This is a genomic window from Peribacillus sp. Bi96 (genome assembly GCF_918698115.1).
Lineage (GTDB): Bacteria > Bacillota > Bacilli > Bacillales > DSM-1321 > Peribacillus.
Genome location: NZ_CAKKLV010000003.1, coordinates 368,801 through 393,243, shown reverse-complemented (window position 1 = coordinate 393,243; position 24,443 = coordinate 368,801). Strand labels below are relative to the sequence as shown.

The 24,443-nt window shown below is 39.0% G+C and carries 18 protein-coding genes and 3 pseudogenes; 18 read left to right on the top strand and 3 right to left on the bottom strand.

The genetic code is table 11. The annotated features are described in order from the left end of the window. Positions 1-368, top strand: a 368-nt coding sequence (locus tag LQ203_RS06565; protein WP_230156707.1) for an IS110 family transposase, incomplete at its 5' end; no start/stop codon positions are given. A 1,551-nt stretch (positions 369-1,919) separates the two neighbouring features. On the opposite strand, the pseudogene LQ203_RS27460 reads toward LQ203_RS06565, so the two are convergent. Together LQ203_RS27460 and LQ203_RS06560 are read right to left on the bottom strand one after the other, a co-directional pair. Then, a pseudogene (locus LQ203_RS27460) lies at positions 1,920-2,053 on the bottom strand (helix-turn-helix domain-containing protein); the annotation flags it as partial. Between the two features lie 367 nt (positions 2,054-2,420). Further along, on the bottom strand, positions 2,421-3,395 hold the full coding sequence (locus tag LQ203_RS06560) for a LacI family DNA-binding transcriptional regulator (RefSeq protein WP_230156706.1): 975 nt from the start codon (positions 3,393-3,395) through the stop codon (positions 2,421-2,423). Between the two features lie 461 nt (positions 3,396-3,856). Between LQ203_RS06560 and LQ203_RS06555 the strand changes: the two genes are divergently transcribed. The 14 genes and pseudogenes from LQ203_RS06555 (at position 3,857) to LQ203_RS06490 (ending at position 20,801) form a co-directional block, all read left to right on the top strand. Next, on the top strand, positions 3,857-5,155 hold the full coding sequence (locus tag LQ203_RS06555) for a sugar ABC transporter substrate-binding protein (protein ID WP_230156705.1): 1,299 nt from the start codon (positions 3,857-3,859) through the stop codon (positions 5,153-5,155). 11 nt (positions 5,156-5,166) lie between these two features. After that, positions 5,167-6,111, top strand: coding sequence for a sugar ABC transporter permease (locus tag LQ203_RS06550; protein WP_148359563.1), 945 nt, complete (start codon positions 5,167-5,169; stop codon positions 6,109-6,111). Continuing rightward, the gene (locus LQ203_RS06545; protein ID WP_230156704.1) at positions 6,111-6,959 is read left to right on the top strand and encodes a carbohydrate ABC transporter permease; all 849 of its coding nucleotides are present in this window, start codon (positions 6,111-6,113) and stop codon (positions 6,957-6,959) included. The genes LQ203_RS06550 and LQ203_RS06545 overlap by 1 nt, the downstream gene beginning before the upstream one ends. Before the next feature lie 119 nt (positions 6,960-7,078). Continuing rightward, the gene (locus LQ203_RS06540) at positions 7,079-8,320 is read left to right on the top strand and encodes an MFS transporter (RefSeq protein ID WP_230156703.1); all 1,242 of its coding nucleotides are present in this window, start codon (positions 7,079-7,081) and stop codon (positions 8,318-8,320) included. 21 nt (positions 8,321-8,341) lie between these two features. Further along, positions 8,342-9,805 (top strand): glycoside hydrolase family 32 protein, encoded by a 1,464-nt coding sequence (locus LQ203_RS06535; protein ID WP_230156734.1) that lies wholly within the window; start codon positions 8,342-8,344, stop codon positions 9,803-9,805. Positions 9,806-9,856: 51 nt separating this feature from the next. Next, a complete protein-coding gene (locus LQ203_RS06530; protein ID WP_230156701.1) occupies positions 9,857-10,837 on the top strand; it encodes a carbohydrate kinase in 981 nt (326 codons plus the stop codon). Between the two features lie 341 nt (positions 10,838-11,178). Further along, a pseudogene (locus LQ203_RS06525) lies at positions 11,179-11,283 on the top strand (recombinase family protein); the annotation flags it as partial. Between the two features lie 514 nt (positions 11,284-11,797). After that, positions 11,798-13,405, top strand: a complete 1,608-nt coding sequence (locus LQ203_RS06520) for a long-chain fatty acid--CoA ligase (RefSeq protein ID WP_230156699.1) — start codon at positions 11,798-11,800, stop codon at positions 13,403-13,405. Between the two features lie 130 nt (positions 13,406-13,535). Continuing rightward, a complete protein-coding gene (locus LQ203_RS06515; protein ID WP_230156698.1) occupies positions 13,536-14,813 on the top strand; it encodes an MFS transporter in 1,278 nt (425 codons plus the stop codon). An 86-nt stretch (positions 14,814-14,899) separates the two neighbouring features. Continuing rightward, on the top strand, positions 14,900-16,072 hold the full coding sequence (locus LQ203_RS06510) for a thiolase family protein (RefSeq protein ID WP_230156696.1): 1,173 nt from the start codon (positions 14,900-14,902) through the stop codon (positions 16,070-16,072). A gap of 172 nt (positions 16,073-16,244) precedes the next feature. Continuing rightward, positions 16,245-17,393 (top strand): acyl-CoA dehydrogenase family protein, encoded by a 1,149-nt coding sequence (locus tag LQ203_RS06505; RefSeq protein ID WP_230156695.1) that lies wholly within the window; start codon positions 16,245-16,247, stop codon positions 17,391-17,393. A 72-nt stretch (positions 17,394-17,465) separates the two neighbouring features. Beyond that, on the top strand, positions 17,466-18,650 hold the full coding sequence (locus LQ203_RS06500; protein ID WP_230156694.1) for a thiolase family protein: 1,185 nt from the start codon (positions 17,466-17,468) through the stop codon (positions 18,648-18,650). 91 nt (positions 18,651-18,741) lie between these two features. Then, the gene (locus LQ203_RS06495; RefSeq protein ID WP_230156693.1) at positions 18,742-19,146 is read left to right on the top strand and encodes a PaaI family thioesterase; all 405 of its coding nucleotides are present in this window, start codon (positions 18,742-18,744) and stop codon (positions 19,144-19,146) included. A 65-nt stretch (positions 19,147-19,211) separates the two neighbouring features. Then, a complete protein-coding gene (locus LQ203_RS06490) occupies positions 19,212-20,801 on the top strand; it encodes a long-chain fatty acid--CoA ligase (protein ID WP_356713994.1) in 1,590 nt (529 codons plus the stop codon). Positions 20,802-20,900: 99 nt separating this feature from the next. Here LQ203_RS06490 and LQ203_RS06485 read toward each other — a convergent pair whose 3' ends face one another. Then, on the bottom strand, positions 20,901-21,584 hold the full coding sequence (locus tag LQ203_RS06485) for a hypothetical protein (protein ID WP_230156692.1): 684 nt from the start codon (positions 21,582-21,584) through the stop codon (positions 20,901-20,903). Between the two features lie 280 nt (positions 21,585-21,864). On the opposite strand from LQ203_RS06485, the pseudogene LQ203_RS06480 reads away from it, so the two are divergent. The 3 genes and pseudogenes from LQ203_RS06480 to LQ203_RS06470 all read left to right on the top strand — a co-directional run. Beyond that, positions 21,865-22,289: pseudogene (locus tag LQ203_RS06480) on the top strand (ATP-binding cassette domain-containing protein); the annotation flags it as partial. A gap of 178 nt (positions 22,290-22,467) precedes the next feature. Beyond that, positions 22,468-23,580, top strand: coding sequence for an extracellular solute-binding protein (locus tag LQ203_RS06475; RefSeq protein WP_230156691.1), 1,113 nt, complete (start codon positions 22,468-22,470; stop codon positions 23,578-23,580). After that, on the top strand, positions 23,570-24,403 hold the full coding sequence (locus tag LQ203_RS06470) for an alkaline phosphatase family protein (RefSeq protein WP_230156689.1): 834 nt from the start codon (positions 23,570-23,572) through the stop codon (positions 24,401-24,403). Before LQ203_RS06475 ends, LQ203_RS06470 begins: the two co-directional genes overlap by 11 nt. The last annotated feature ends 40 nt before the right edge of the window (positions 24,404-24,443 follow it).

Genomic DNA, 24,443 nt, shown 5'->3' with positions numbered 1-24,443 from the left:
CTTTAGCCGGAATATTAGGTGAAGCAGGAGATCTAAGTGGTTTTTCACACGGTAATTCTTTACTTCGGCACGCTGGGTTGCATCTGGCTGAAGCAAGCTCTGGAAAGTGGAAAGGCCAAATTGTCATCTCTAAGCGAGGACGATCCAGGCTAAGGCGTTTCCTTTACTTAGCCACCATGAGCCTTGTGATGAATAACACGGAATTTCGAGCCATTCACACCCATAATGTTAAGGTGAAAAAAATGAAGAAAATGAAATCGATTATGAAATTGGTGGGTAAGCTAGCCAGGATATTTGTTGGAATAGCACGCAGAAACGAGTCTTATTGTGCAGATAAAGTTCAACCTATAACTGAACTGGTTGCGTAGTTTTAAAGGGGAATTTTTTAATAGGGTTCTCGAAGGGAACCTTTAAAAACTAATGTTCATAGTTTTCTTTTTACTAATGTTGGCTTATTCGTAGGATTTCAAATATGTACGGAGTACCAGATTTCTTGAACAAAAGGGCACCGACCCATCAGGTTAGCATAACTGGCCTCCACCCCTTGGATAGGCATGACGAAGGAATGATAGGGCAATTGACCCGTTGAGACATGGGAGGGAAAGCCTCCAGGGGCGGCGTGGAGAATGTGCATTATATGGTAAAATATGGAGTATTGTACAACTCCTTTATTTCCCTATGCCTTCACGAAATCTTCATGTCCTGAATCACTCCGTTTAACCATGAACTTAAATTCAAGGGTGATGAAATCCTGCGAATAAGCGAGTATTTGTGAGTAAATCGAATTAAACTGAGGGAGTTCAACAATTCATTTAATTTTTTGGTAATATCTATTGGGGATAGTGAGGACTATGAAGAATAAAACTGTTTCATTGTTATGCTTATCTACTACATCTATTGCAGGCGGTAGGGCGTTAAAGATATTTTTGATTATTCAATGATTATTAGAGTTGGTTTAGCGATGGTATCTTTTTAAATTTTGAATATAGTAGGTGATTAAATGAAAACTTGGAAGAAAACACTTATTGGTTTAGTATCAATTCTTATAATCGCTATGATAATTGGAATTTTAAGCTTTTATTCAATTTAACGTTAGCTGAAATCGGGGCTGCCTCTTTTTCTTTATGCAACTAAAGGGGCAGGAGTGATTCAAATCTTATAATAAAAAAGGAAAGCGATTCTATATATTCGGGAAAACAAATCCATACGAATATGTAAAATCCCTATAAAGTTGAGGTTAAATGTATATGAATACTTTCTTATTTTATAGTGTCCTAGTTCTATTTGGGATTCTATTAATTGCTAATTCAAGTGATCGATTTATTAAGAATCGTATTTTTCTAAAAATTGCGTTTGAGTTTAAGGTTAATGGTGGTGAACCATATCATAAGTAAATGAGGTTTTGATTAAACTAAGCTGTATGATATCCTCATCCAGAATATAAAAGGAGATATGACAAGGCAGTTATTTAATTAACCAGAATTTTAGACAAATTCCCGTTTTTAAGGGTAGAGCCATAAATTAATAGGGCAATTATAAAACTAAGAAAACCTTTCGTATGATTCACGGAGGTTCTGGTGCAAAAACTTCAATAATAGCAATTAATCTCTAAATCTTGGACATACTGATACTATTAATCTAGATGGTACCTGAGTGTCGTTATTATACAAGCCGGGCAGACGACTACCGGCTGTCGGGAATAAACAAACAAGGCTGCCCGAAACGGAAAAAATCTGGTGCAGCCTTGTTTGCTCTCCCGTTTTAACCTGAAAATGTGGTTAACACAAAAGCCATTACATTCAAAATTAACTTAATATTAATGCTGCCCATCTTCTATTTTTCTTTTCCTCTTTATTCATAGTTTTTTCCTAGCCTCGGTCTTTGCCTGTTGGAGCAATTTTATTTTCCGCTTTTCATTTCTTTGGAGTCATGGACTCTTCCCCAAAACGATAGGATTAAATTCTTTAACCCATTTATAAATGGTAACTTCTGATACGCTATATTAGCCGCTTAATTCTTTGACTGAATTACCCAAGTGATAAAGATCTACTATAGTCTACTTGAATTCATTATTATATTTTTTACCTATACAAGACGGACACATCCTCTCAAAAATCATAGTAAGGACTTAACTAAAATGTGTCCATGAAACTATACTATCTCCACTCCTATATAAAAAGGGCGAGGCTAAGAATAGACTCAAAACGTTAACGGGTTAAAATATTAATTTGATCTGTCTATCCTGTTCGAAAAAGTACACATTTTCAGACAAAATAAGTGAACTGACTCCCTTCAAGTAATACAGTTTCTTTTTTATAACTATCTATTTAGAGTGAATCTACAATTTTTTTCTATTCGTCTTTGTATTTGCACCAAAACCGGTTTTGACACCTCCAAAACCATCATACAAATACAATAAATTAAGTCGTTCCACCTTCTAAAAGTTTAACAGGCAGATAGGTCTCAAACGGAAAATTGTTAAATTCACCTTCAATTTGTTTTAATAAAATATCAATTGCTGTCTTGGCAATTAAATCAATTGGTTGTTGTATGGTTGTCAATTCTGGCAGTATAACTTGAACGGCTTCTGTTCCATCATAACCGACAACTTTTAATTGCGTTGGTATATCCTTTCCCCGTTTTTTAGATTCAGCTATAACAGATGCCGCGATTAAATCATCACTTGCAAAGATCCCATCTACTTCTGGATGTTCATCAAAAAGCTTAGAGATTACTTCTTGATGATTTTGATGAGGTGAAACTTCATATGTAATTGGTAGTCTACCATGTTCCTTCATAACATCCTCATACGCTATTCTTCTTAAGTTTGCTGGTGTTTGAAGCTCAATTGGTCCATTTATATGAACAATATACTGACAACCTTTCATTAATAATAATTCTGTAGCTTGTTTTCCTCCGCCATAATTGTCAGAGCCAACAACAGGGATGTTTTTCGATAAATAGTGGTCAATCGCTACAACAGAAAGATTCTGCTTCTCATAATTTAGTATACCTCGATTATATGTCACAACGACTACTCCATCTACCTGATTACGTATGAGCATTTCTAAATATTTTTCTTCTTTATCTATACGGTTTAAGCTGTTACAAAGTAACAATTTATAGCCTAATGAAGCGCAGATGCTTTCAATATGAAAGGCTAGTTCACCGTAAAATGGGTTACTTGAATTTGGAATAATTAGTCCTATTAAATTAGTTCGTTTATTAAATAGAGAACGGGCTAAATCGTTTGGAAAATAATTAATCTCTTCCATCGCTTTATAAACCTTTTCTTTTGTTTTTTCACTTATGTAACCGCGGTTATTTAATACACGGGAAACTGTTGTTGATGAAACACCTGCTATTTTTGCCACATCGTGAATGTTAGGCTTCATTTCATGTCCTCCTACCTTATTAAGAAACATCCATTTTATTTAACTTTTTTAACTACTCATTTGAATAAAGTTTACATGTTTTTGTCTATTGATTGGATACTGAGATTTTCTCAGTTGTTTCACAGAGATATTAAACATTGGAATCAATATTGTATAAAGAGCGAAGGTGATAAAAATGAAAAATTCAATAATAAACTGTTTAATAGCATATCATAATCTGTCACCTACTAGGAAAACCCTATAATAAAATAATTTCAGATTAGTCTGATCACGCACCTATTTTAGAGAAAAGTACTAATATGTGCAAGAGTTAGAGTCAAATACACAAAAATTAATATCTGATTTTTCGAAAAATAACTGTCAACCGGTTGACATATGTAACCGGTTGACATAAACTACTATTGAAAGCGCTTTTATAAGTTTTTTTTAGACGAAAGACATATGAGGGGGAAGTGAAAGGTATGAAGAAATGGCTAGTAGTAAGTATATCTTTATTACTGATGTTCGCTGCGGTGGGCTGCAGCAAAAGCGAAAGCGTAAATAGTGATGGTAAAAAGACGATTACGATGTGGGTACACATATCTGATGATAATGAAGAAGGAAAAGTGTATAAAAAACGGGTTGAAGCCTTCAATAAGAAGTATTCTTCTGACAATATCAAAGCTAAAATTGAATTTATTCCACGTAGCGGAAATGGCGGTGGTTATGAAGACAAAGTAAACGCGGCCCTTACAACCAGCACGTTGCCGGATGTTATTACTTTGGACGGACCAAATACAGCTGCTTACGCGAAATCTGGTGTCATTGCACCATTGGATGAGTATGTAAAAGATCAAGAGGATTTGCTGCCAAGTATTAAGCAACAAGGAACTTATAAAGACAAGCTGTATGCAATTGGTGTTAGTGAATCATCTGTGGGGATTTACTACAATAAAAGAATGTTACAAGAGGCGGGCGTAGATTTGAATACGCTACCAACAGTTGACAATCCCTGGACATGGGACCAATTCCTTGCTCTTTGTAAAACGTTGAAAGAAAAATACGACAAACCAGCTATTGATATGCAATTACAGTCGAAAGACGAAATGTTGACGTATGCGCTAACTCCTTTTGTCTGGTCAGCTGATGGGGATATCATCTCGAAAGATGGAAAGAAAGCAGATGGTGTCTTCAATAAAAAAACTACTGTTGAAGCGATGACTTTTATTCAAACAATGTTGAAAGAAGGTTATACGACACGAACGCCAGTTAAACAAGCGTTTGAAACGGAAAAATATTCAATGAAGTTTAGTGGAGTATGGACAGTAACTGATATGAAAACAAACTACCCAAAGGTAGATTATGGCGTTATGCCATATCCTGTATCACCAAAAACAAAGAAACTAGTTTCTCCTTCAGGTAGTTGGCAATTTGCGATGACACAAACGTCCGAAAATAAAGAATGGGCTGCAAAATTAGTTGACTGGATGACAAACAAAGATTCGAATGTGGAACTGAGCCGTACAATTGGAGCACTACCAGTACGATACTCTTCTGAAAAAGTGATGGTAAAAGAGTTCTCAGTTCAAATGAATGTCTTCCTGAAACAATTGAAAGAAACAGGACACGCACGTCCCGTTACACCGGCTTATCCGCAAGTCACGCGTGCTTTCCAACAAACAATCGATGACATCAGCTTCTATGATCAAAATAAAGATATCCAAAAAGTATTGGATACACATGCGAAAGAAATGCAATCAGCTATCGATAAGGCCAATTAGAAGGAGGAACTATGAGTAAAATTGGATGGAAAGAAAATAGGACTGTCTATACATTTCTGAGACCAGAGGGGAGAATCAAGAATAAAATTCTGTGGAAAGAAAATGTTGTTGCATATACGTTTTTGGGGCCGGCGTTGTTACTTTTATCGATGTTCCTTGTTATTCCGTCTATTATGTCAGTCTATTATGCGTTTACGGATTATTATTTATTAACACCCAATATGCGTACATTTGTCGGATTGGACAATTTCATCAATCTATTCCAGGACCCAATTTTTCTGAAAAGCTTGGTGAACACACTAGAATTTGTCGTTTGGGTGATTCCGTTGCAGATTGGGGCAGCTCTTGGGCTGGCCCTCCTGTTAAATAAACAACGGAAAGCAAACACGTTTTTTAAAGTAGCTTACTTTAGTCCAGTTGTCATGTCACTTGTCGTTATCTCTGTTCTATGGTTGTATTTGTTGAACCCAAATGAAGGGATTATTAATAACGTACTCACATACTTCGGCATTTCAGCGCAACCGTTTTTGACAAGTCCTAAGCAGGCGATATTTACAATTGTTGTGGTTTCGGCTTGGCAAGGAGCTGGCTTTCAGATGCTGATTTTTCTAGCAGGACTGCAGAATATCCCTGGTGATGTTTATGAGGCGGCACAGTTAGACGGAATGAATAAATGGCAACGATTTATTTACATTACGTTACCTTTGTTGAAACCAACTTCAATTTTTATATTTATTACCACATTAATTGGCGCATTCAAGCTGTTGGTTCAACCAATGGTTATGACGCAAGGCGGACCAGTGAATTCCACCATGACGGTTGTCTATTATATTTATCAAACTGGTTTTACGGACCGCATGGTTGGTTATGCCAGTTCAATTGCTCTCTTGTTTGGGACGATTATCGGATTGGTTACGATTACGCAACGTAAACTGGTGAAGGAGGATGAAGACTGATGAGACGGAAATTCGGGCCTCTAACGATTTTAGAATACATTTGCCTGGTTTTGCTCGCAGTGCTATTTATTTTTCCGCTGTTTTGGATGGTCGCATCCTCGATGAAACCAGAAGCGGAAATTTATAACAATATGAGCAACATTAAGGCTTTCCTGCCATCATTTCATCCATCAGACTGGTTTGTATCCTACAATCAAGTTCTGTTACGATTTCATTTACTAGTTTATATCGGCAACAGTTTGTTTTATGGTTTGTGTGTAGCAGTTGGTTCCATAATTATCAATGGGATGGCGGGCTATGCATTTGCTAAACTTAATTTTAGTGGAAAAAAAGTGCTGTTTGGTCTTTTATTGGCTATTTTGATCGTGCCATTTGAAACCATCTTAATCTCTCAATTTACCATTATTCATAGCATTGGATTAGTGGATACACGTCTTGCGGTTATTTTGCCAACGTTGGCAGGGGCATTCAATATCTATTTGTTCCGAAACTTTTTTATGGCTATTCCAACAGAGATTATTGAATCGGCTAAATTGGATGGGGCAAATACATGGCAAGTATTCTGGCGGGTCATGCTACCGATGTCTAAACCAGCCGTTGCCACTGTTGGGACATTGGCTTTCATCGGAAGTTGGAATGATTATATCTGGCCTCTGATGGTCTTGACAGACAAGTCGAAATTTCCGATCCAAGTAGCGATTACAGCAATTAATAGTACAGATCCGGTTTATACTAATCAAGTCATGGCTGTACTGACGATATCCACCGTTCCATTGATTATTATCTATATTGTGGCTCAACGTTATATTTTAGAGGGGATTGGCGGTTCAGGTACAGGCATTAAATAGAGGTGTATCATCATTAACAACCATGTATGGACTTAAATTCACATTTCTATTTCTTCTTTTTCATATCGTTAACTAGTTATTCATTTCTTTTCACATGTCTAGTAAAAGGAGCGATTAAATTGAAAAGTCCGAAAAATCTGTATTGGATGTTAAGTGCGTATTTTTTCTTTTTCTTTTTTACTTGGTCTTCTAGTTACTCTTTATTTTCCATTTGGTTAGGACAAGAAATAAACTTAAGTGGGTCAGCTACAGGTATTATCTTTTCTGTAAACGCTATCTTCGCCTTATGTATGCAGCCACTATATGGTTATATATCTGACAAAATAGGTTTAAAGAAAAATGTATTAACTTTTATTAGTTTGCTGCTCGTATTTGTAGGACCATTTTATATTTTCATCTATGGACCATTATTAAAATACAATGTCTTTTGGGGCGCAATTGTTGGAGGAATCTATTTAGCAGTTGCTTTTCTAGCAGGGATTGGAGCGATTGAATCCTATATTGAAAAGATTAGCCGTAAATATGATTTCGAATATGGAAAATCAAGAATGTGGGGTTCTCTAGGGTGGGCGGCAGCTACATTTTTCGCAGGACAGCTGTTTAATATTAATCCAAATATCAATTTCTGGGTTGCATCTGTTTCGGCCATCATATTAGTGGCCATTATTATGTCTGTGAAAATAGAAATGACAGATCAAGAAATGAATAGAGCCAACTCTATTAATCTAAAAGACGTTGGACATCTTTTTCTATTAAAAGATTTCTGGTTTTTCATGATGTACATTATTGGGGTGACATGCATCTACAGTGTTTATGATCAGCAATTCCCTCTTTATTACGCATCTTTATTTCCGACTGAAGCGTTAGGCAATCAAGTATTTGGATACCTAAACTCATTTCAAGTATTTTTAGAGGCTGGAATGATGTTTCTTGCACCGTTTATCGTAAAAAAGTTTGGTGTAAAGAATAGTTTAATTCTAGCAGGATTTTTAATGTCCTTCCGAATCATCGGTTCTGGAATTGTTGTTGGACCAATCGGAATTTCTTCCATGAAATTAATTCATGCTCTAGAATTGCCTATTATGCTAATTGCTATTTTTAAATATTTAGCAGCGAATTTTGATACACGTTTATCTTCTGTGCTCTATCTAGTTGGTTTCCAATTTGCCTCTCAGGTAGGTGCATCTATTCTTTCACCACTCGCAGGTAGATTATACGACAGTGTAGGATTTCGTCATACCTATCTCATCATGGGAATCATGGTTTTCTGTTTTACCATTATTTCAATCTTTACTTTATTAGGTTCTAAAGAAAGCAAAGGCTTAAATGGCAATGTGGAAAGGTTACGAAAGATAATATAGGAGGATGTTATTATGTTAACAATTAATAGAATTAAAAAGGCTGAAGAGGCACTGAAGATTGCAAACAAGAAAATAAATAATCGTTATCGATTAGGTTACCATATCATGGCCCCAGCTAACTGGATTAATGACCCGAACGGTTTCGCACAGTATAAAGGGGAATACCATGCATTTTATCAATGCCATCCATATGATGCAAATTGGGGGCCAATGCATTGGGGCCATGTAAAAAGTAAAGATCTCATTCATTGGGAGCATTTGCCTATTGCTTTAGCTCCTGGGGATGCTTGTGATACAGATGGATGTTTCTCAGGAAGTGCCGTTGATAATAATGGTGAACTAACCCTAATCTATACAGGACATCACTATACAGACAAAGAAAAAGATCTCTTCTATCAAAATCAAAATATTGCGGTCAGTACGGATGGCATAACATTTGAGAAAGTTGGAGAAAATCCGGTTATTGCTAAACCACCAATAGATAGTGCACATCACTTCCGTGATCCAAAGGTGTGGAAGCACAATGATGCCTGGTACATGGTTTTAGGAAATTCGACGAAGGAGAATGTCGGAAGAGTTATTTTATACCGTTCTTATGATTTACTGAAGTGGGAATACATTGGCGTTCTTGCACAAAGTGACGGCTCACTTGGATATATGTGGGAATGCCCCGACTTCTTTGAATTAGATGGAAAATATATTCTACTGATCTCACCTCAAGGTATTAAATCAAATGGAGATTTATATAATAATCTATTCCAAACAGGTTATTTGGTTGGAGATTATAATTACGAAACAAACGAGTTTGTTCATGGATCATTTACTGAATTAGATAATGGACATGACTTTTATGCAGTTCAAACACTATTAGATGATAAAGGTCGTCGAATTGCGATTGGTTGGATGGATATGTGGGAGTCAAACATGCCAACAAAAACAGATGGATGGTGTGGAGCCTTAACATTACCACGCGAAATAACGCTAGGGGATAATAACAAGATTTTAATGAATCCTGTTGAGGAATTAATCTTATTACGTGATTCTGAACACAATGAGTGTACAAATCAATCCATTTCTGAAAGCTATTTGGTAGAAACGAAAGAGGATTTACTTGAAGTGAAAGCTGTGTTTGACTTAACTAATTGTAGTGCTCAATCTGTAGGTCTAAAGATTCGTGGAGTTAACCAAGAAGAAACAGTATTAACGTATCACTTAGATAAACAACAGCTAACACTTGATTGCTCCAAGTCAGGAAAAGTGGAAGATGGTGTTAGAAACACAATACTTGAGACAAATAAAGAGCTTTCCCTACGTGTATTTATTGATCGATCTTCCATTGAAATCTTTGCGAATGATGGACAAACGACCATGACAAGTCGTATCTATCCGAATGAAGATAGACTAGGTATTGAGTTATTTACTGTGAAGGGTGATGTACAAGTCAAGGAAATAACTTATTGGAACCTAAAAGACATTTGGAAATAAAATAACAAGGAACAAGTGTCTAGCCTTGTTTCTTGTTTAGGGGTGAATACATTGAAAAAGGTTTTTTGTCTTGGTGAGACATTGATTGATTTTATTCCTATTCAAAAAGAAAAATCATTAAAAGAGGTTACTGGTTTTGAACGTGTTGCCGGTGGAGCTCCTATGAACGTTGCGATTGCAATTGCAAAATATGGTGGAAATTCAGCCATACTAACCAAGATAGCTAATGATAATTTTGGTGATTATTTAATGGACGTGCTTCGAGGAAATAATGTAGACACTTCCTATATTATTCGAAGCGATGAAGGAGAAACTGGATTAGCATTTGTATCTGTAGATAATTTCGGAGAAAGAAGTTTTAATTTTTATCGAAAGAATACAGCTGATTTATTACTTTCACCAGAAGAGGTGAAGTCAGAGTGGTTTAATCAAGGAGATCTTCTTCACTTTTGCTCAGTGGATTTAGTTGAAAGTCCAATGAAACAAACTCATATAAAAGTGATAGACAGGTTTAATAAAATAGGTGGAATTGTAAGTTTTGACCCTAATGTCCGGCTTCCTTTATGGCCTGATGAAGAAAGCTGTCGGCGTACCATACTAAACTTCTTGCCTCTAGCTGATATTGTAAAAGTATCCGATGAAGAATTATATTTTATAACAAATATTAATAAGGAAAAAGAAGCGATTAAATCCCTTTTTGTCGGTAACGTGAAGGTAGTCGTATATACAAAAGGAAGCGATGGCGCAAATATTTATTTGAAAAATGGAGAGGAATATGAAGACAAAGGATTTAAAGTAATTGTTTCGGATACAACAGGGGCAGGTGATGCATTTATGGGAGGTTTCTTATCCGAACTAGTGTCACTTGAAGTATCTAATGAAAATCTATGTGAAAGAGTGAGTGAAAATCATCAACGATTACTTACTTTTGCAAATGCAAGTGGAGCACTCACTGCTTCCGTAAAAGGAGCTATTCAGGCAGCACCTGGAAAACGACATGTATTAAATTTTATTTCTACTCAACGGGCGTGATATAGGTAGAGGAGGATTAGAATGTTCCAGTTACGTACATTGGGCGTTTCAAAATCGCCAGACCTTTGTCATTATTGATATTCAAACTGATTTTAATTACTCGACATGTTTTTCGAACTATCATTCAATTCCTGCAAAATCTCTTCTTTCTACTCAAAATAATCATTTTAAATCCCGTTCGTAAAAGTACACTTTAGCGAACGGTTCTATTTTCGATAAAATCCTCTTATTTTAACGTTCGTTAAAGTTTAAAAACACTTTACGAACGTTCATTGTTTTACATACACTTTTACGAACGTTTTTAGTAGAATAGTAGAAAGAAATAGAATGAGGAGTAAAAAATGGATGTTCGTAAATTCGGATACATAAGAGTCAGTAGCAAAGATCAAAATGAAGGACGTCAACTTCAAGCCATGTTGGATAATGTTCTTAAAGAACGTGATATCTAGATCTTTACAGGATGGTCCGATCGATTGAACCAGTTGTGTGGCTTTGATGATTCTTGGATTCAGCGGTGGCAAAATCAGTCTACGAACGCGCAAAATCTAAAAATCCAGGAATGGAAAGAGAGCTATAGATTTTTTATTTAACCGTAAGTCAATAAAATTCGAAAAGCCCATTCCTAGCTGGATGGGCTTTTTAAATTTTATAATACACCATGGATAAAATCAAAATCACTATTCGTGAGTAGATATAATCTATAATATGGTAAAAACCTACTTTTCAATATCGATTGAAAACCAACCAGAGCCTGTTTAAAATTCAATAATGAATTATTGGTATTTCGGTGAATCCTCTATAGAAAGGCTTTATATGTGAATAAAATTCATTAATGAATTAAAGGATCTTAATATTAAGCGGTTTTACACACATAGAGGACTTGGCATGCAAGTTGCATAATAATATGTATAAATCAAACATGTACGATATGAAATTCGTTTATGTGTGGAGGGATAAATGGTGCGAAAAACGATAAATCAACCATGGGAGCAATGGTATGTTGAAAGAATGAAATCTATGAAGCTACCGGAAATATCCGTCTATTCACTGCTTGATACAACAGCAAGTAAATTTCCTCACCATACAGCCATCATTTATGAAGACGATTCAATGGATTATAAGAATCTTAAAATGCAGGTAGACAAACTTGCAGGGAAATGGAGTGAAATGGGCTTTGTTAAAGGTGAACGAATTGGCCTGATGATGGCCAACCATCCTTATTTCATAATCAGTTATTATGCCGCCCAGGCATTAGGTCTGATAGTTGTACAGATGAATCCCATGTATAAACCAAGGGAACTATTGCAAATTTTAATAGATTCGGGTGCTAAGTATATTGTATTTGATCAAACCGCCGCGAATACGGTCGAAGAAACGAAAACGATATATGAGTTTGCGGTCTGCATGAAAACGGAAAATGTTCAAAATCAAGATGGTTCACATTCGCTTCAATCAATGATTCAATCCGGTAAGGTCTTGACTGAACCTGTAATCATCAACCCGTATGAAGACACTGCCGTCATTCAATATACAGGCGGGACCACAGGCAAGATGAAGGGAGTCATGCTTACTCACCATAATTTGACCTCCAATGTCGTACAGAGCTTTGAAATGTATGGGGATGCCATGGTCCCTGGTGAAGAAATCGTTTTGGCAGCAACGCCTCTTTACCATGTGTATGCGATGACAAGTGCGATGAACCTAGGTATCTATATAGGAGCTGCCATTCTTTTATTTTCGAAATTCGATCTCCAACACGTTCTTACTAACATTAAAAAATACCGCCCGACTTTTTTTCCTGGTGTTCCAAAGATGTATAACGCATTCGTCAATCACCCAGAAATTGAAACCTATGGACTGGATTGTTTAAAAAGTTGTTCTTGTGGCTCTGCCCCCCTTCCAGTAGAAGTGATTAAGCGATTTGAATTGCTGACCGGTGCAAAAATTGGTGAAGGCTTCGGTTTATCGGAAGCTTCCCCCTCCACGCATCGTAATCCGCCTTTTGGAAAAAGGAAAATAGGGAGCATCGGCATCCCGTTTCCAGGAACGGACTGTATGATCATCGACGATGATAATAATGAAGTACCTAACACTGGTGTCGGTGAGTTGCTCATAAAAGGACCGCAAATTATGAAGGGCTATTGGAATAATGAAGCCGAAACCAAAAAGGCTTTACAGAATGACTGGCTATATACCGGTGACCTTGCTGTGATGGATGATGAAGGATATTTCTATATCGTCGGCAGAAAAAAAGAAATGATCATCGTTGGCGGATTCAATATTTACCCGCAAGAGGTGGAAGGGGTTCTATATGAACATCCGGCTATTAAAGAGGCAGCCGTGGTGGGTATCCCCCACAAAGAAAAAGGTGAAGTGGTGAAAGCATTCATCGTACCGAAAGATGGCGCTTCAATAGACCTTGAAGAAATAGAAGGATATTGTTATTCACAGTTGACGCCCTATAAGGTTCCGAAAGTATTTGAAGTAAGAATAGAACTGCCGCGAAACACAGTGGGTAAACTTTTAAAAAGATTGTTAGTTAAAGAAGAACTTGAAAAGGAAAAATGATAGAGAGGGAAGTGGTTGGTTCGCATGCTCATTCCAACATGCGATGTAAGAAATGCTCATTTTCATGACCATGATTACATTTGATGAAATGCGAGATTGAACAAACATAAAGAAAAGAGGAGGGATTCATATGCGTTGGGTTGTTCTGATTCTATTATTCTTTGGAGCCGTCATTAATTTTGCGGATAAATCGATCGTCGGTCTGGCAGCTGTTCCTATCATGAAAGAATTCGACCTTTCCTATGCGGAGTGGGGGCTTGTCGGAAGCAGTTATTACTGGCTCTATCCAGTAACGGGAATTTTTGGGGCGGCATGGGCTGATCGCCTGGGGGCCAAAAAAGTGCTTGGATTCATCATGCTGACATGGACTGTTTTGCAATTCGGTGTTTTAGCCATTACCGCGCTTCCATTTTTGATTCTATACAGGATTTTACTGGGTGCATTCGAAGGTCCTTATAGCCCAATTGCATATAGTCATGCTGATAAGTGGTTTCCGCCGAAACTAAAAGGCTTCGCCAATTCCGTAGTGGTTGGCGGGGGAACGGTTGGTGCAATGATCGTGGCGCCCATCCTCGTTTCCTTAATTACGATATTCGGTTGGAAGGTTGCCTTTGCCACTCTCGGTGCAGCAAGCCTTGTTTGGTTCTTCCTCTTTCAATTTTTAACAAAGGAAAATCCAGTTGAAGTATATGAAAAAGTACAAAAGAAAAAGAAAGCAAAACTTGAAAAGTTCAAAGTGAAAGACTTTCTGTTGCTGCTGGCGTCACCTACTGCTTTATTTACGACCCTGGCATATTTTTCAACGTATATCCTAGTTGTTTGGTTTTCAGTTTGGCTCCCGATTTATTTAGTGGAAGCCGTAAAAATGACTCCCGGCCAAATGGGAACCAGTGTAGCAATAATCGGAGTCGTCTCTGTATGCATTTATATGGGTGTTTCGATGGTGTCTGACCATTTATACAAGAAGAATCAGAATTGGCGGTCATCTAGGGTATTTGTCGTCGCGGGCGCAATGATCCTGGGGGCATTGTTTTTTTCATCAATCATGGTCTTTCAAAATCCGATCTGGGTGATCGGCGCCATGTGTTTAGCAAAGGGACTGACGTATGCCATTTTACCGATTGGACCAACCATCATGATCAATGAAATGCAAGAGCGGGGTGGATTGATGACGAGCATCCTAACATCATCAGGGAACATGGCAGGCATCATTGCCCCTCTTTTAACAGGCTATATCATAAGTTTAGCTGGAGGAAATAAACTGTTGGGCTATAACCTATCTATTTTGTTCATGGCCATCCTTGTCTTGGCTTTTGGCATCCTATTTGCCATATTCGTAAAACCTGCTAAATCAACAGGGAATCAGAAAATTAAACAATCGGGGAACTTTGATCTTAAGTCCTCATAAGTATGGCGGACCAGCTTAACGTCAAGGTCATCAATAATTAAGGAACCTCAAGGTGTAAAAGAAAAGGAAAAGGAGCGGATGAAGAAATGAATAGAGATGCCGTCATAGTTTCTGCAGTACGGACAGCAATTGGAAAACAGGGAGGTGCACTTGCATCGGTTCCCGCTCACGTATTTGGGGCGGAAGTGGTGAAAGAAGCCATAAAACGAGCGAATGTAGAACCTGAAATGATAGATGATGTCATCATGGGGAACGTCTTAAGCGGTGGTGGAAACATAGCCAGATTAACGGCGTTGGAAACAGGCCTTTCCATTCATCTGCCGGGACTGACAGTTGACCGTCAGTGCGGTTCGGGCATCAACGCTATCAATCTGGCTGCACAGGCGATCTGGGCAGGCGAAGGAGATGTTTATATCGCCGGTGGTGTTGAGAGCATGAGCAGGGCGCCTTACTTGATGGATCGTCCGGAAAAAGCTTACAGCGCGAGGCCCCAACAGTTCAGAAAGTCGCAGTTGTCCCCAAAAGAAATTGGCGATCCGCCAATGGGAATCACCGCTGAGAACTTAGCTGATAAATATGAGGTCAGTAGGGAAGAACAAGATGAATTCGCCTTCCAAAGTCAAAAAAATATGGCAAGAGCCATGGAAGAGGGCCGTTTCATTGAGCAGATTGTACCAGTAAGCATTCCGGTCAGAAAAGGTGAGGCCATAGAATTTAAAGTGGATGAACATCCACGCCCGCAAATAACGAAAGAAGGGCTAGCCAAATTATCACCAGCGTTTTTAGAAGGCGGATCCGTGACGGCAGGCAATAGTTCGGGATTAAATGATGCCGCGTCTGCCTTGGTTATAATGTCAAGGGACAAAGCGGAAGAATTGGGGATAAAGCCTCTAGCGACGATTAAGACTTCGGCTGTTGCAGGGGTAGATCCAAATTATATGGGAATAGGACCAGTGCCCGCCATTAGAAAGGTAATGGAAAAATCAGGGCTTTCATTAAGTGATATGGATATCGTTGAAATTAATGAAGCCTTTGCGGCTCAAGTGATTGCTTGTAATAGGGAGCTTGATTTGGATCCCGCAAAAGTGAATGTGAATGGGGGAGCCATTGCTCACGGACACCCTCTCGGTGCGACAGGTGCCATCCTCATTACGAAAGCGGTGTACGAATTGAAGCGTTCCGAAGGAAGATTTGCTCTTATCACGGCCTGCATTGGAGGCGGACAGGGAATTGCGACGATAATTGAGCGTGAAGTCTGATTTGATAAAAGTAGGAACTCTAATTAACTAGAAGATTATTCTATTAAATTCGATCCAATTATACGTGAATGATTAGTTGATAAAACGTCTTCAAGTGAAATCCCTTGTATGGTGCGGAATGAACTTACCATTGTATCACTTTACCTGAACAGTCCTAAGGAGGAAAATAATCATGACAATTACGTTAACCAAGGAAATGCAGCAAATGAAGGAAATGATCCATAATTTCGTCGAAAGGGAAGTGGAGCCTTACGCCTTACAAATTGAAGAGGAAGATGCCATCCCGCAGCATTTGGTGGAAAAAGCAAAAGACCTTGGCTTATTCGGGATAAGCATTCCTGAACAATACGGTGGGATTGGCTTAAATGCAGTGGGAAAGGCTACCGTATTAGAGCAGTTAGGAAGGACCCATAATGGTTTTGTTTCATTAATCAGTGCTCATACAGGGATTGGCAGTACAGGTCTAGTTAAGCTTGCATCCGAATATTTGAAAGATAAATATTTGCCTGAAATGGCAGCAGGCACTAAAATTGGAGCCTTTGCTTTATCTGAACCAGGAGCGGGATCTGATGCAACCAATTTGGCAACAAGTGCAGAAAAGAAGGGTGATTATTGGGTGATGAACGGGACGAAACATTTCATCACCAATGGGCCGGTTGCCGACGTTTATACAGTATTCGCATTAACGGATAAAGACAAAGGGGCAAAAGGAGGGATTACCGCTTTTTTAGTAGAAAGGGATTTTCCAGGCTTGACTGTCGGCAAAAAGGACAAAAAAATGGGGCTAAGAGGATCGTATACTTCACAAGTCATTTTCGAGGATTGTATCATACCAGCAGAAAATGTTATCGGTGAAGTTGGCATGGGTTATATCTCTGCCCTTAAAATTTTAGGTGAAGGGCGTGTAGGGCTGGCTGCAAGAGCTGTGGGATCATGCGGGAAATTGATTGAATTATCAGGTAAATATGCGAAAGAGCGCATTCAATTCGGCAAACCAATCGCAGACAACCAAGCGATTCAATGGATGCTTGCTGATATGGCGACGGAAACGGAAGCTGCAAGGGCATTGACGATGATGGCGGCACAAAAGATTGATGAAGGAAAAAAAGTGATCAAGGAAGCATCAATGGCAAAACTGTTTGCTTCTGACGTTTTTAATCGGGTAGCGGATAAGGCGGTTCAAATTCATGGCGGCATGGGATATATGGCCGAATATCCAGTTGAACGTTTTTATCGTGATGCCCGCATAACTAAAATATATGAAGGAACGAATGAAATTCAACGCTTAATCATTGCAAGGAATGTCTTGGAAGAGTGCTAACCGGTTTCTACATAGCGTGTTGAAGGATATTCTTTGAAATTAGTATAAGGAACTTCAAGGGGGAGAAACGAGATGAAAGAAGATATTGTAATCGTGAGTGCTGTACGAACACCGATAGGACGATATGGGGGCGCATTTAAGGAATTGAGTTCCGGTCATTTGGCGAGTATTGCCATCAAGGAGGCAATCAAAAGGGCCCATATAGTGGCTGAACAAGTGGATGAAGTCATTTTTGGGGAGGTTAGGCAAACGACTGAATCCTCAAATGTGGCGAGAGTGGCTGCACTGCGTTCAGGGATTCCCGATTCTGCTCCAGCTTTTACAGTAAATCGATTATGTGCATCGGGAATGCAGGCCATCACTTCAGCAGCACAGCAAATAAGCTCCGGCCAAGCCGATATTGTCGTTGCCGGCGGAACGGAAAGTATGAGCCGTGCCCCCCTTTATTTAAGAAGTGCCCGATTTGGGGGAGATCGGACCCAACTTGTAGATTCCAATACTGAAGCTGGACAACAGCCTCAAGAAATTTATGGAAAAGGTTTAGGGATGGGAATCACCGCTGAAAATGTCGCACAGCGATACAATATTTCCAGGGAAGAACAAGATGCCTTTTCGGTCGAAAGTCAAAGAAGAGCGGCAAAAGCGATAGAAGAAGGAAAGTTCAGGGAAGAGATCGTTCCTGTCCAGGTCTCTGACAGGAAGTCTGCGGTTACCATTGAAACGGATGAATATCCACGCCCGGATACCACCATCGAAAAGCTTGCAAGCTTAAAACCGGCATTCAGGGAAAATGGAACCGTCACCGCAGGGAATGCCTGTGGCCGTAATGATGGAGCTGCCGCATTGGTATTAATGAAAGCTAGTGAAGCGGAACGGTTACAAGTAAAACCAATCGCAAAGATTGTCGATTGGGCCACTGCGGGAGTTTCTCCTGAAGTGATGGGAATTGGTCCTGTACCAGCCGTCGGAAAACTTTTGGAGCGCACCGGGAAAAAAGTAGAAGAAATTGGGCTTTTCGAATTAAACGAGGCGTTCGCTTCACAGGCATTGGCAGTAATCAGGGATTTATCACTTGATGAAAACAAGGTTAATGTAAATGGTGGGGCCATAGCACTCGGACACCCAGTCGGATCTACGGGTGCAAGGATCGTGACGACATTAATATATGAACTGATTCGAAGGAAAGAAAGATATGGAATTGCTACACTTTGTGTTGGCGGGGGACAGGGAATGGCGATCATGATTGAAACGATATAGATCTCCAGGAATATAAAGGAGTGGAAACCCTATGCGGTTCTGCTCCTTTCGGTATAAATTGGATCGCGCAAAAGTGAGGGGGAGGAATAATTTGCCTGTTGAAGTGGAGGATATACGCAACCAATTCGAAAGTAGTGCATTCTTTTCACATATAGGGTTTGAAATCATTCGGTTTGAGGAAAGCAATGTTACTATAAAGCTAAACATTGAAGATCATTTACTTAATGTTAATGGAACCCTGCACGGTGGTATTCATGCTACCATGCTGGATACCATACTTGGAATGGTGACCCGCTCCGTGACTAAATCCAAAGTTGTGACGACAAGCTTAAATGTACATTATTTAGCCAGCATATCGAGCGGAGAATTATTTGCAGAAGCAAAGGTCCTGCAAAAAGGGTACAAAATTGCCTTTACTGAAGGTGAGATAAAAGACGCTGAAGGCAATATCATTGCAAAAGGCACTGGGATATTCAAAATCATTCGTGATAAATGAGGCAAGGATGACAAAATAAAGAGAAAAGCGTTAAAAACGAGTCATTTTAACAGAAAGAATGAGGTGTGAAGAAATTGACTAAAATTTGGCATGAATTTTATCCAAAAGGAACCCCTTCTGTAATGGAGATTCCCTCATTGTCATTATACGGACTTTTAGAGCGTTCGGCCCATCATTACCCTACCTGCAAAGCAGTCATAGATGGAGAGAGGGAACTGACTTATTTGGAATTGAAGAATGCATCAGATCGTTTTGCCGTGGATTTATCCAATCAGGGATTTCAATTAAATGATCGGATAGCAATCATGCTGCCAAATTGTCTAGAATATATCATTGCCTATTATGCCATACATCGTATGGGTGGTGTGGTCGTTCAAGTAAACCCCATGTACCAGTCAAGTGAATTAGCATATATTTTAAGTGATTCAGAAGCGACCTGGTTCATTGGCCGTGAGGAACAACTGGATAAATTAGTGCTGGCTGGTTTTTCTGATAAGTTAACGTTTATTTCTGCGGAAACAATACTAAAAAGTGAACCGGATTTATCCAGGGTGGATATGGTACTTCCAGCATTGGCCATCGACCCTGAGGAAGCTTTGGCTGTACTTCAATATACAGGTGGGACTACAGGTAAATCAAAAGGAGTCATGCTCACGCACTCTAATTTGGTTTCCAATGTTTTTCAAGACTTTTCCTTTACGGCAAATTCCCTTCAACTCCAAAGACCCGGCGAACGAATGCTTGGATTGACCCCATTATTTCATGTGTTTGGTAATGGACGATTGAATAGTGCCATATATGCCGGATCGACTTATATCACGTTAGAAAAATTCGAAATAAACAAGGTGGTAGATTTAATTCGGAAACATCGGCCAACGATTTTCCCAGGCGTCCCGACCATGTATATCGCCTTATTGAATCATCCGGATTTAACGGCGGATGATTTAAGTTGCTTAAAGTACTGCAGCTGCGGTTCAGCCCCACTCCCGATAGAAATCATCCATCAATTCGAAAAAAAATTAGGCATTTCGATATCGGAAGGGTTCGGCATGTCTGAAACTTCACCTACAACACACCGGAACCCTGTAATGGGACAAAAAAAACCAGGAAGTATTGGAATTCCATATCCTAATACTGATGCCAAAATCGTTGATTTGAAAACAGGGACAGATGAATTGCCAACAGGGGGAATAGGCGAACTTATCATTAAAGGACCTCAGGTAATGAAGGGGTATTGGAATAATCCTGAGGAAACGGTAACTGCTTTGCGTGACGGCTGGCTATACACGGGGGACATCGCGACGATGGATGAAGAAGGATATTTTTATATAGTAGGAAGAAAGAAAGATATGATCATAGCAAGCGGTTATAATGTTTATCCAATCGAAGTGGAAGATATCATTTATCAGCATCCAGCTATAAAAGAGACATGTGTATATGGAATTCCGGATACATACCGCGGGGAAACGATTAATGCGGCCATAGTTTTAAAGAAAGGAAAGTCAGTCACGGAGCAGGAAATCAGGGAGTTTTGCGTGCAGCGATTGGCCAGATACAAAGTGCCGCGAAGTTTTGAGTTCAGGGAACAACTGCCAAAATCAGCTGTAGGGAAAATATTGCGTAGAATATTAATGGAGGAAGTAACGCAGAAATAAGTATCAGTTATACTAAGGGAGCTCATATGAAACCCTAAATAAGTGAAACCTTTTTTCGAGGTTCCCCTTATTTAGGGTTTTCTATCATACTCGTTAAAACTACTTTTCTTTTAGGGGAATTTCAAATGAAGTGCCATCCACCAATAATTCATGTGTCTCACCATCCGCTATATCATCGGTAGTGAATGCAAAGGAATCGAGCTCCTCGATGTTTTCTTCTGAATCAACTAATAATCCAATTGTGCCTTCTCGTGTTTCTCCTGGTTGGTAATCTGATCGACTTACTTTTTTTGTCCCCATAAACGTATCTCCGGAAAGGATGAAATTTTTAGATGGCACATCATATGTAAGGTCATTATTGAAAGTAACATTTTCCATGCTGAAGAACTGAAGTTCCTTCGAATCTTTATTTTCAATAGAATAAGTTATCTCTAGATAAGTAACCGCTTCATCAATATCCGTTTGAGAAAACGCAGCCTTTTGATCGATTTCCTCCATGGATAAATTCTCTTTATAATATATCGAATAGGCCTCATCAAAACTCAATCCCGTATAGGGCTTGAGCTCCTCCTTTACTTCATCTGTGAGTGAAGATAATCGAATCCGGCGGATATCCTTGATTGTAATGACCATGGGTGCCAATTCAAATGACTCATTAATAGACTTCGTTTCAAGTAATGTGAATGTTCCCCAATTTTTTTGGCGAACCTTATCGCCGACTCTTTCAAGATGGGTACCTCCATATTCCTGCACCTCAGGAATTTTGGGCTCCTTGTCTTCCACATTTTCCCCTTTTTCAGTTTTATCGCTCTCGAAATAATTGAAGGCAATTACACTTAAAAAAATAAGCAATAATCCAACAATTGTTGAAATGATCCATCTATTACGGATACTTCATCACTCCCTGTCTTCCTCCATTGATGTCATAAACTATAATATACCATTTTTCGGAAAATGGTGGGGTTGGGTATCTGAGGAAATTAAAAGGCATGACCCGGTAGATTACCAGGTTCATGCCCTCAAGGCTGCTTATTGAAATGAAGTGTCTAACTTTTGGGGTTAACTGGGACGAGGCTACATTTCGTATGCCAGCTACCATTCAGGTAACTTTAGGTCCCCCCTTGTTCAGGATATTAATTTTGAACTTAAACAAGGGAAGGGACTGGGTCTTGTTGGGGAAAGTGGTAGTGGTAAAACCGTTACAAGTATGTCCATTTTCAGCTACTTGACCGGAAAACATCGACAATAGAAGGCCGCATTTACCATACATGGACGTGAATTGAATGGCTTAGATGATAAATGCGTGAAATTCTAGGCAAGGACATCGCCTTTATTATGCAAAATCCGATGAATGCATTTACGCCTGTTTTTACAATTGGCAATCAATTTGTTTAATCGATTAGGTCTCATACCTCATTGAATAAAAAACAAGCTAAGGAGCTTGCCATCGATGCGATGCAAAATGTAAACCTACCAAATCCCGCGAAACCATTAGCTATCCTTTTCAATTGTATGAAAATAAAAGCTTATGAATTGGACAAATAAAGACCTGATTTACAAAATCTTAACATTGGATTAATGTGGGGATTATATTGATTGATTATGATTAAACCGTAATAAACCGTAATAAACATTAAAAATTCCACATTAAATGGAGGCACTTTTTATGAATTACACATTCAAGAAGAATTGTTACAAGTCTATTCAAGCTGTGATGTTAGGAGTGAGTGTACTAGGATTAGCTGCTTGTGGATCTACTAAAGAGGAGGCTGCTCCAGTTGTTAAGGATCCAAGTTCGTTAACCCTGAAAGAAATTGAAACAAAGGCAAAAGAAGAGGGGACAATTAATAGTGTGGGTATGCCAGATTCATGGGCTAACTGGGGAGAAACGTGGAATGAAGTGATGAAAAAATATACATTGGAACACAATGATACAGATTTATCCAGTGCCGAAGAGATTGCCAAAATGGAATCTGAAGGAAAGAATGCAACAGCTGATATCGGCGATGTAGGTGTTTCCTTTGGGCCCATCGCGGAACAAAAAGAATTAACGATGCCATATAAAACTTCCTATTGGGACGAGGTACCTGACTGGGCAAAAGATGACAATGGAGATTGGGTTGTTGGATACCAAGGAACGATTGCATTCTTAACTAATAAAGAATTAGTAGATAACCCGCCAAAATCATGGGATGACATATTAAAAGGAGATTATAAAGTAACAGTTGGAGATGTTCAGCGTGGTACACAGAACCAAATGGCCGTTCTTGCTGCCGCAAAGGCTTACGGTGGTGATGAAACAAATCTCCAACCAGGAATTGACTATTTTGCTAAGCTTGCCAAGCAAGGCCGCCTCAGCTTAACTGATGCCAAGCCGGCAAACATCGAAAAAGGGGAAGTGGAAGTTGCCCTTGTTTGGGATTTCAATGCTCTTGGTTACGCTGACCAAATTAACCGCGATCAATTTGACGTCGCCATTCCACGTGAAGGTTCAGTAGTAAGCGGCTACGCAACTATTATTAACAAAAATGCAAAGCATCCGCATGCTGCGATGGCAACTAGAGAATATATCTTAAGCGATGAAGGACAAATTAACTTAGCTAAAGGATTTGCCCGTCCAATTCGCGATGTAGAACTACCGAAAGAAGTAGCTGAAAAAATGGTTCCAGAAGAACAGTACACAAATGCAAAACCAATTGAAGATTACAAAGCTTGGGAAGAAACGGCTAAGAAATTACCACAGCTTTGGCAAGAAGAGGTGTTAGTCCATGTCAAATAAAGTAATAGCAATTATTGTTGATGGTATGAGATATGATAAAGCATGTGAGGCTCTTGGATTTATTCAACATCTAGTTGAAACAAATCAGGCAGCACTTTACAAAGTAAAGTCGGAACTCCCAAGTCTTTCCCGTCCATTATATGAAGTGTTACTAACGGGTACACCGGCATCAGTGAACGGAATTACGTCCAATCAAGCCGTTCGCTTATCTACTGAGAAAAGTCTCTTTCATCTTACGAAAGAAAACGGCTTAAGAAACGGAACGGTATCTTATTACTGGGTAAGCGAACTTTATAATCGCGCGCCATTCCATTTTATTGAAGATCGTGAGCAAGAGGATGAGTCTAAGCCGATTCAATATGGAAAATTTTATTGGGATGATGACTATCCAGACAGTCATGTGTTAATGGATGCAGAAGCTTTGCGCAGAAAGTATGCCCCACACTTTTTATATATTCATCCGCTCGGTGTAGATGTAAAAGGAGAAATTTTCGGTTCGGAATCGAAAGAATATCGTGAACAAATCTTAAAAATGGGAAGCTTGTTGGCACAACTTTTGCCAATTTGGATCAAAGAAGGTTACCACATTTTAATTACATCTGATCATGGCATGAGTGAATATGGCAACCATGGCGGCATAACTGATGGTGAGCGTGATGTACCGCTCTTTATCATGAGTCCAAAAGTGGAGCCTGGTGTTTACAGTGAAGTAGTTCCGCAATTAGCTTTTGCACCGCTCGTTTGTGAACTTTTAAATATTGAGCCGTCCAATAAAATGATTTCATATCAATTTCCAGGTCTGAAAGGAAAAAATACCCTTTAATAAAGATACACTATTCAACTTTAAAATGAAGAATGAAAGT

Excerpts from the sequence above, each read along its gene's own strand:
- LQ203_RS06510 (WP_230156696.1), top strand. The coding sequence starts at position 14,900 with ATGAATAGAGATGCCGTCATAGTTTCTGCAGTACGGACAGCAATTGGA.
- LQ203_RS06475 (WP_230156691.1), top strand. The coding sequence starts at position 22,468 with ATGAATTACACATTCAAGAAGAATTGTTACAAGTCTATTCAAGCTGTG.
- LQ203_RS06470 (WP_230156689.1), top strand. The coding sequence starts at position 23,570 with ATGTCAAATAAAGTAATAGCAATTATTGTTGATGGTATGAGATATGAT.
- LQ203_RS06500 (WP_230156694.1), top strand. The coding sequence starts at position 17,466 with ATGAAAGAAGATATTGTAATCGTGAGTGCTGTACGAACACCGATAGGA.
- LQ203_RS06555 (WP_230156705.1), top strand. The coding sequence starts at position 3,857 with ATGAAGAAATGGCTAGTAGTAAGTATATCTTTATTACTGATGTTCGCT.
- LQ203_RS06505 (WP_230156695.1), top strand. The coding sequence starts at position 16,245 with ATGACAATTACGTTAACCAAGGAAATGCAGCAAATGAAGGAAATGATC.
- LQ203_RS06545 (WP_230156704.1), top strand. The coding sequence starts at position 6,111 with ATGAGACGGAAATTCGGGCCTCTAACGATTTTAGAATACATTTGCCTG.
- LQ203_RS06515 (WP_230156698.1), top strand. The coding sequence starts at position 13,536 with ATGCGTTGGGTTGTTCTGATTCTATTATTCTTTGGAGCCGTCATTAAT.
- LQ203_RS06550 (WP_148359563.1), top strand. The coding sequence starts at position 5,167 with ATGAGTAAAATTGGATGGAAAGAAAATAGGACTGTCTATACATTTCTG.
- LQ203_RS06560 (WP_230156706.1), bottom strand. The coding sequence starts at position 3,395 with ATGAAGCCTAACATTCACGATGTGGCAAAAATAGCAGGTGTTTCATCA.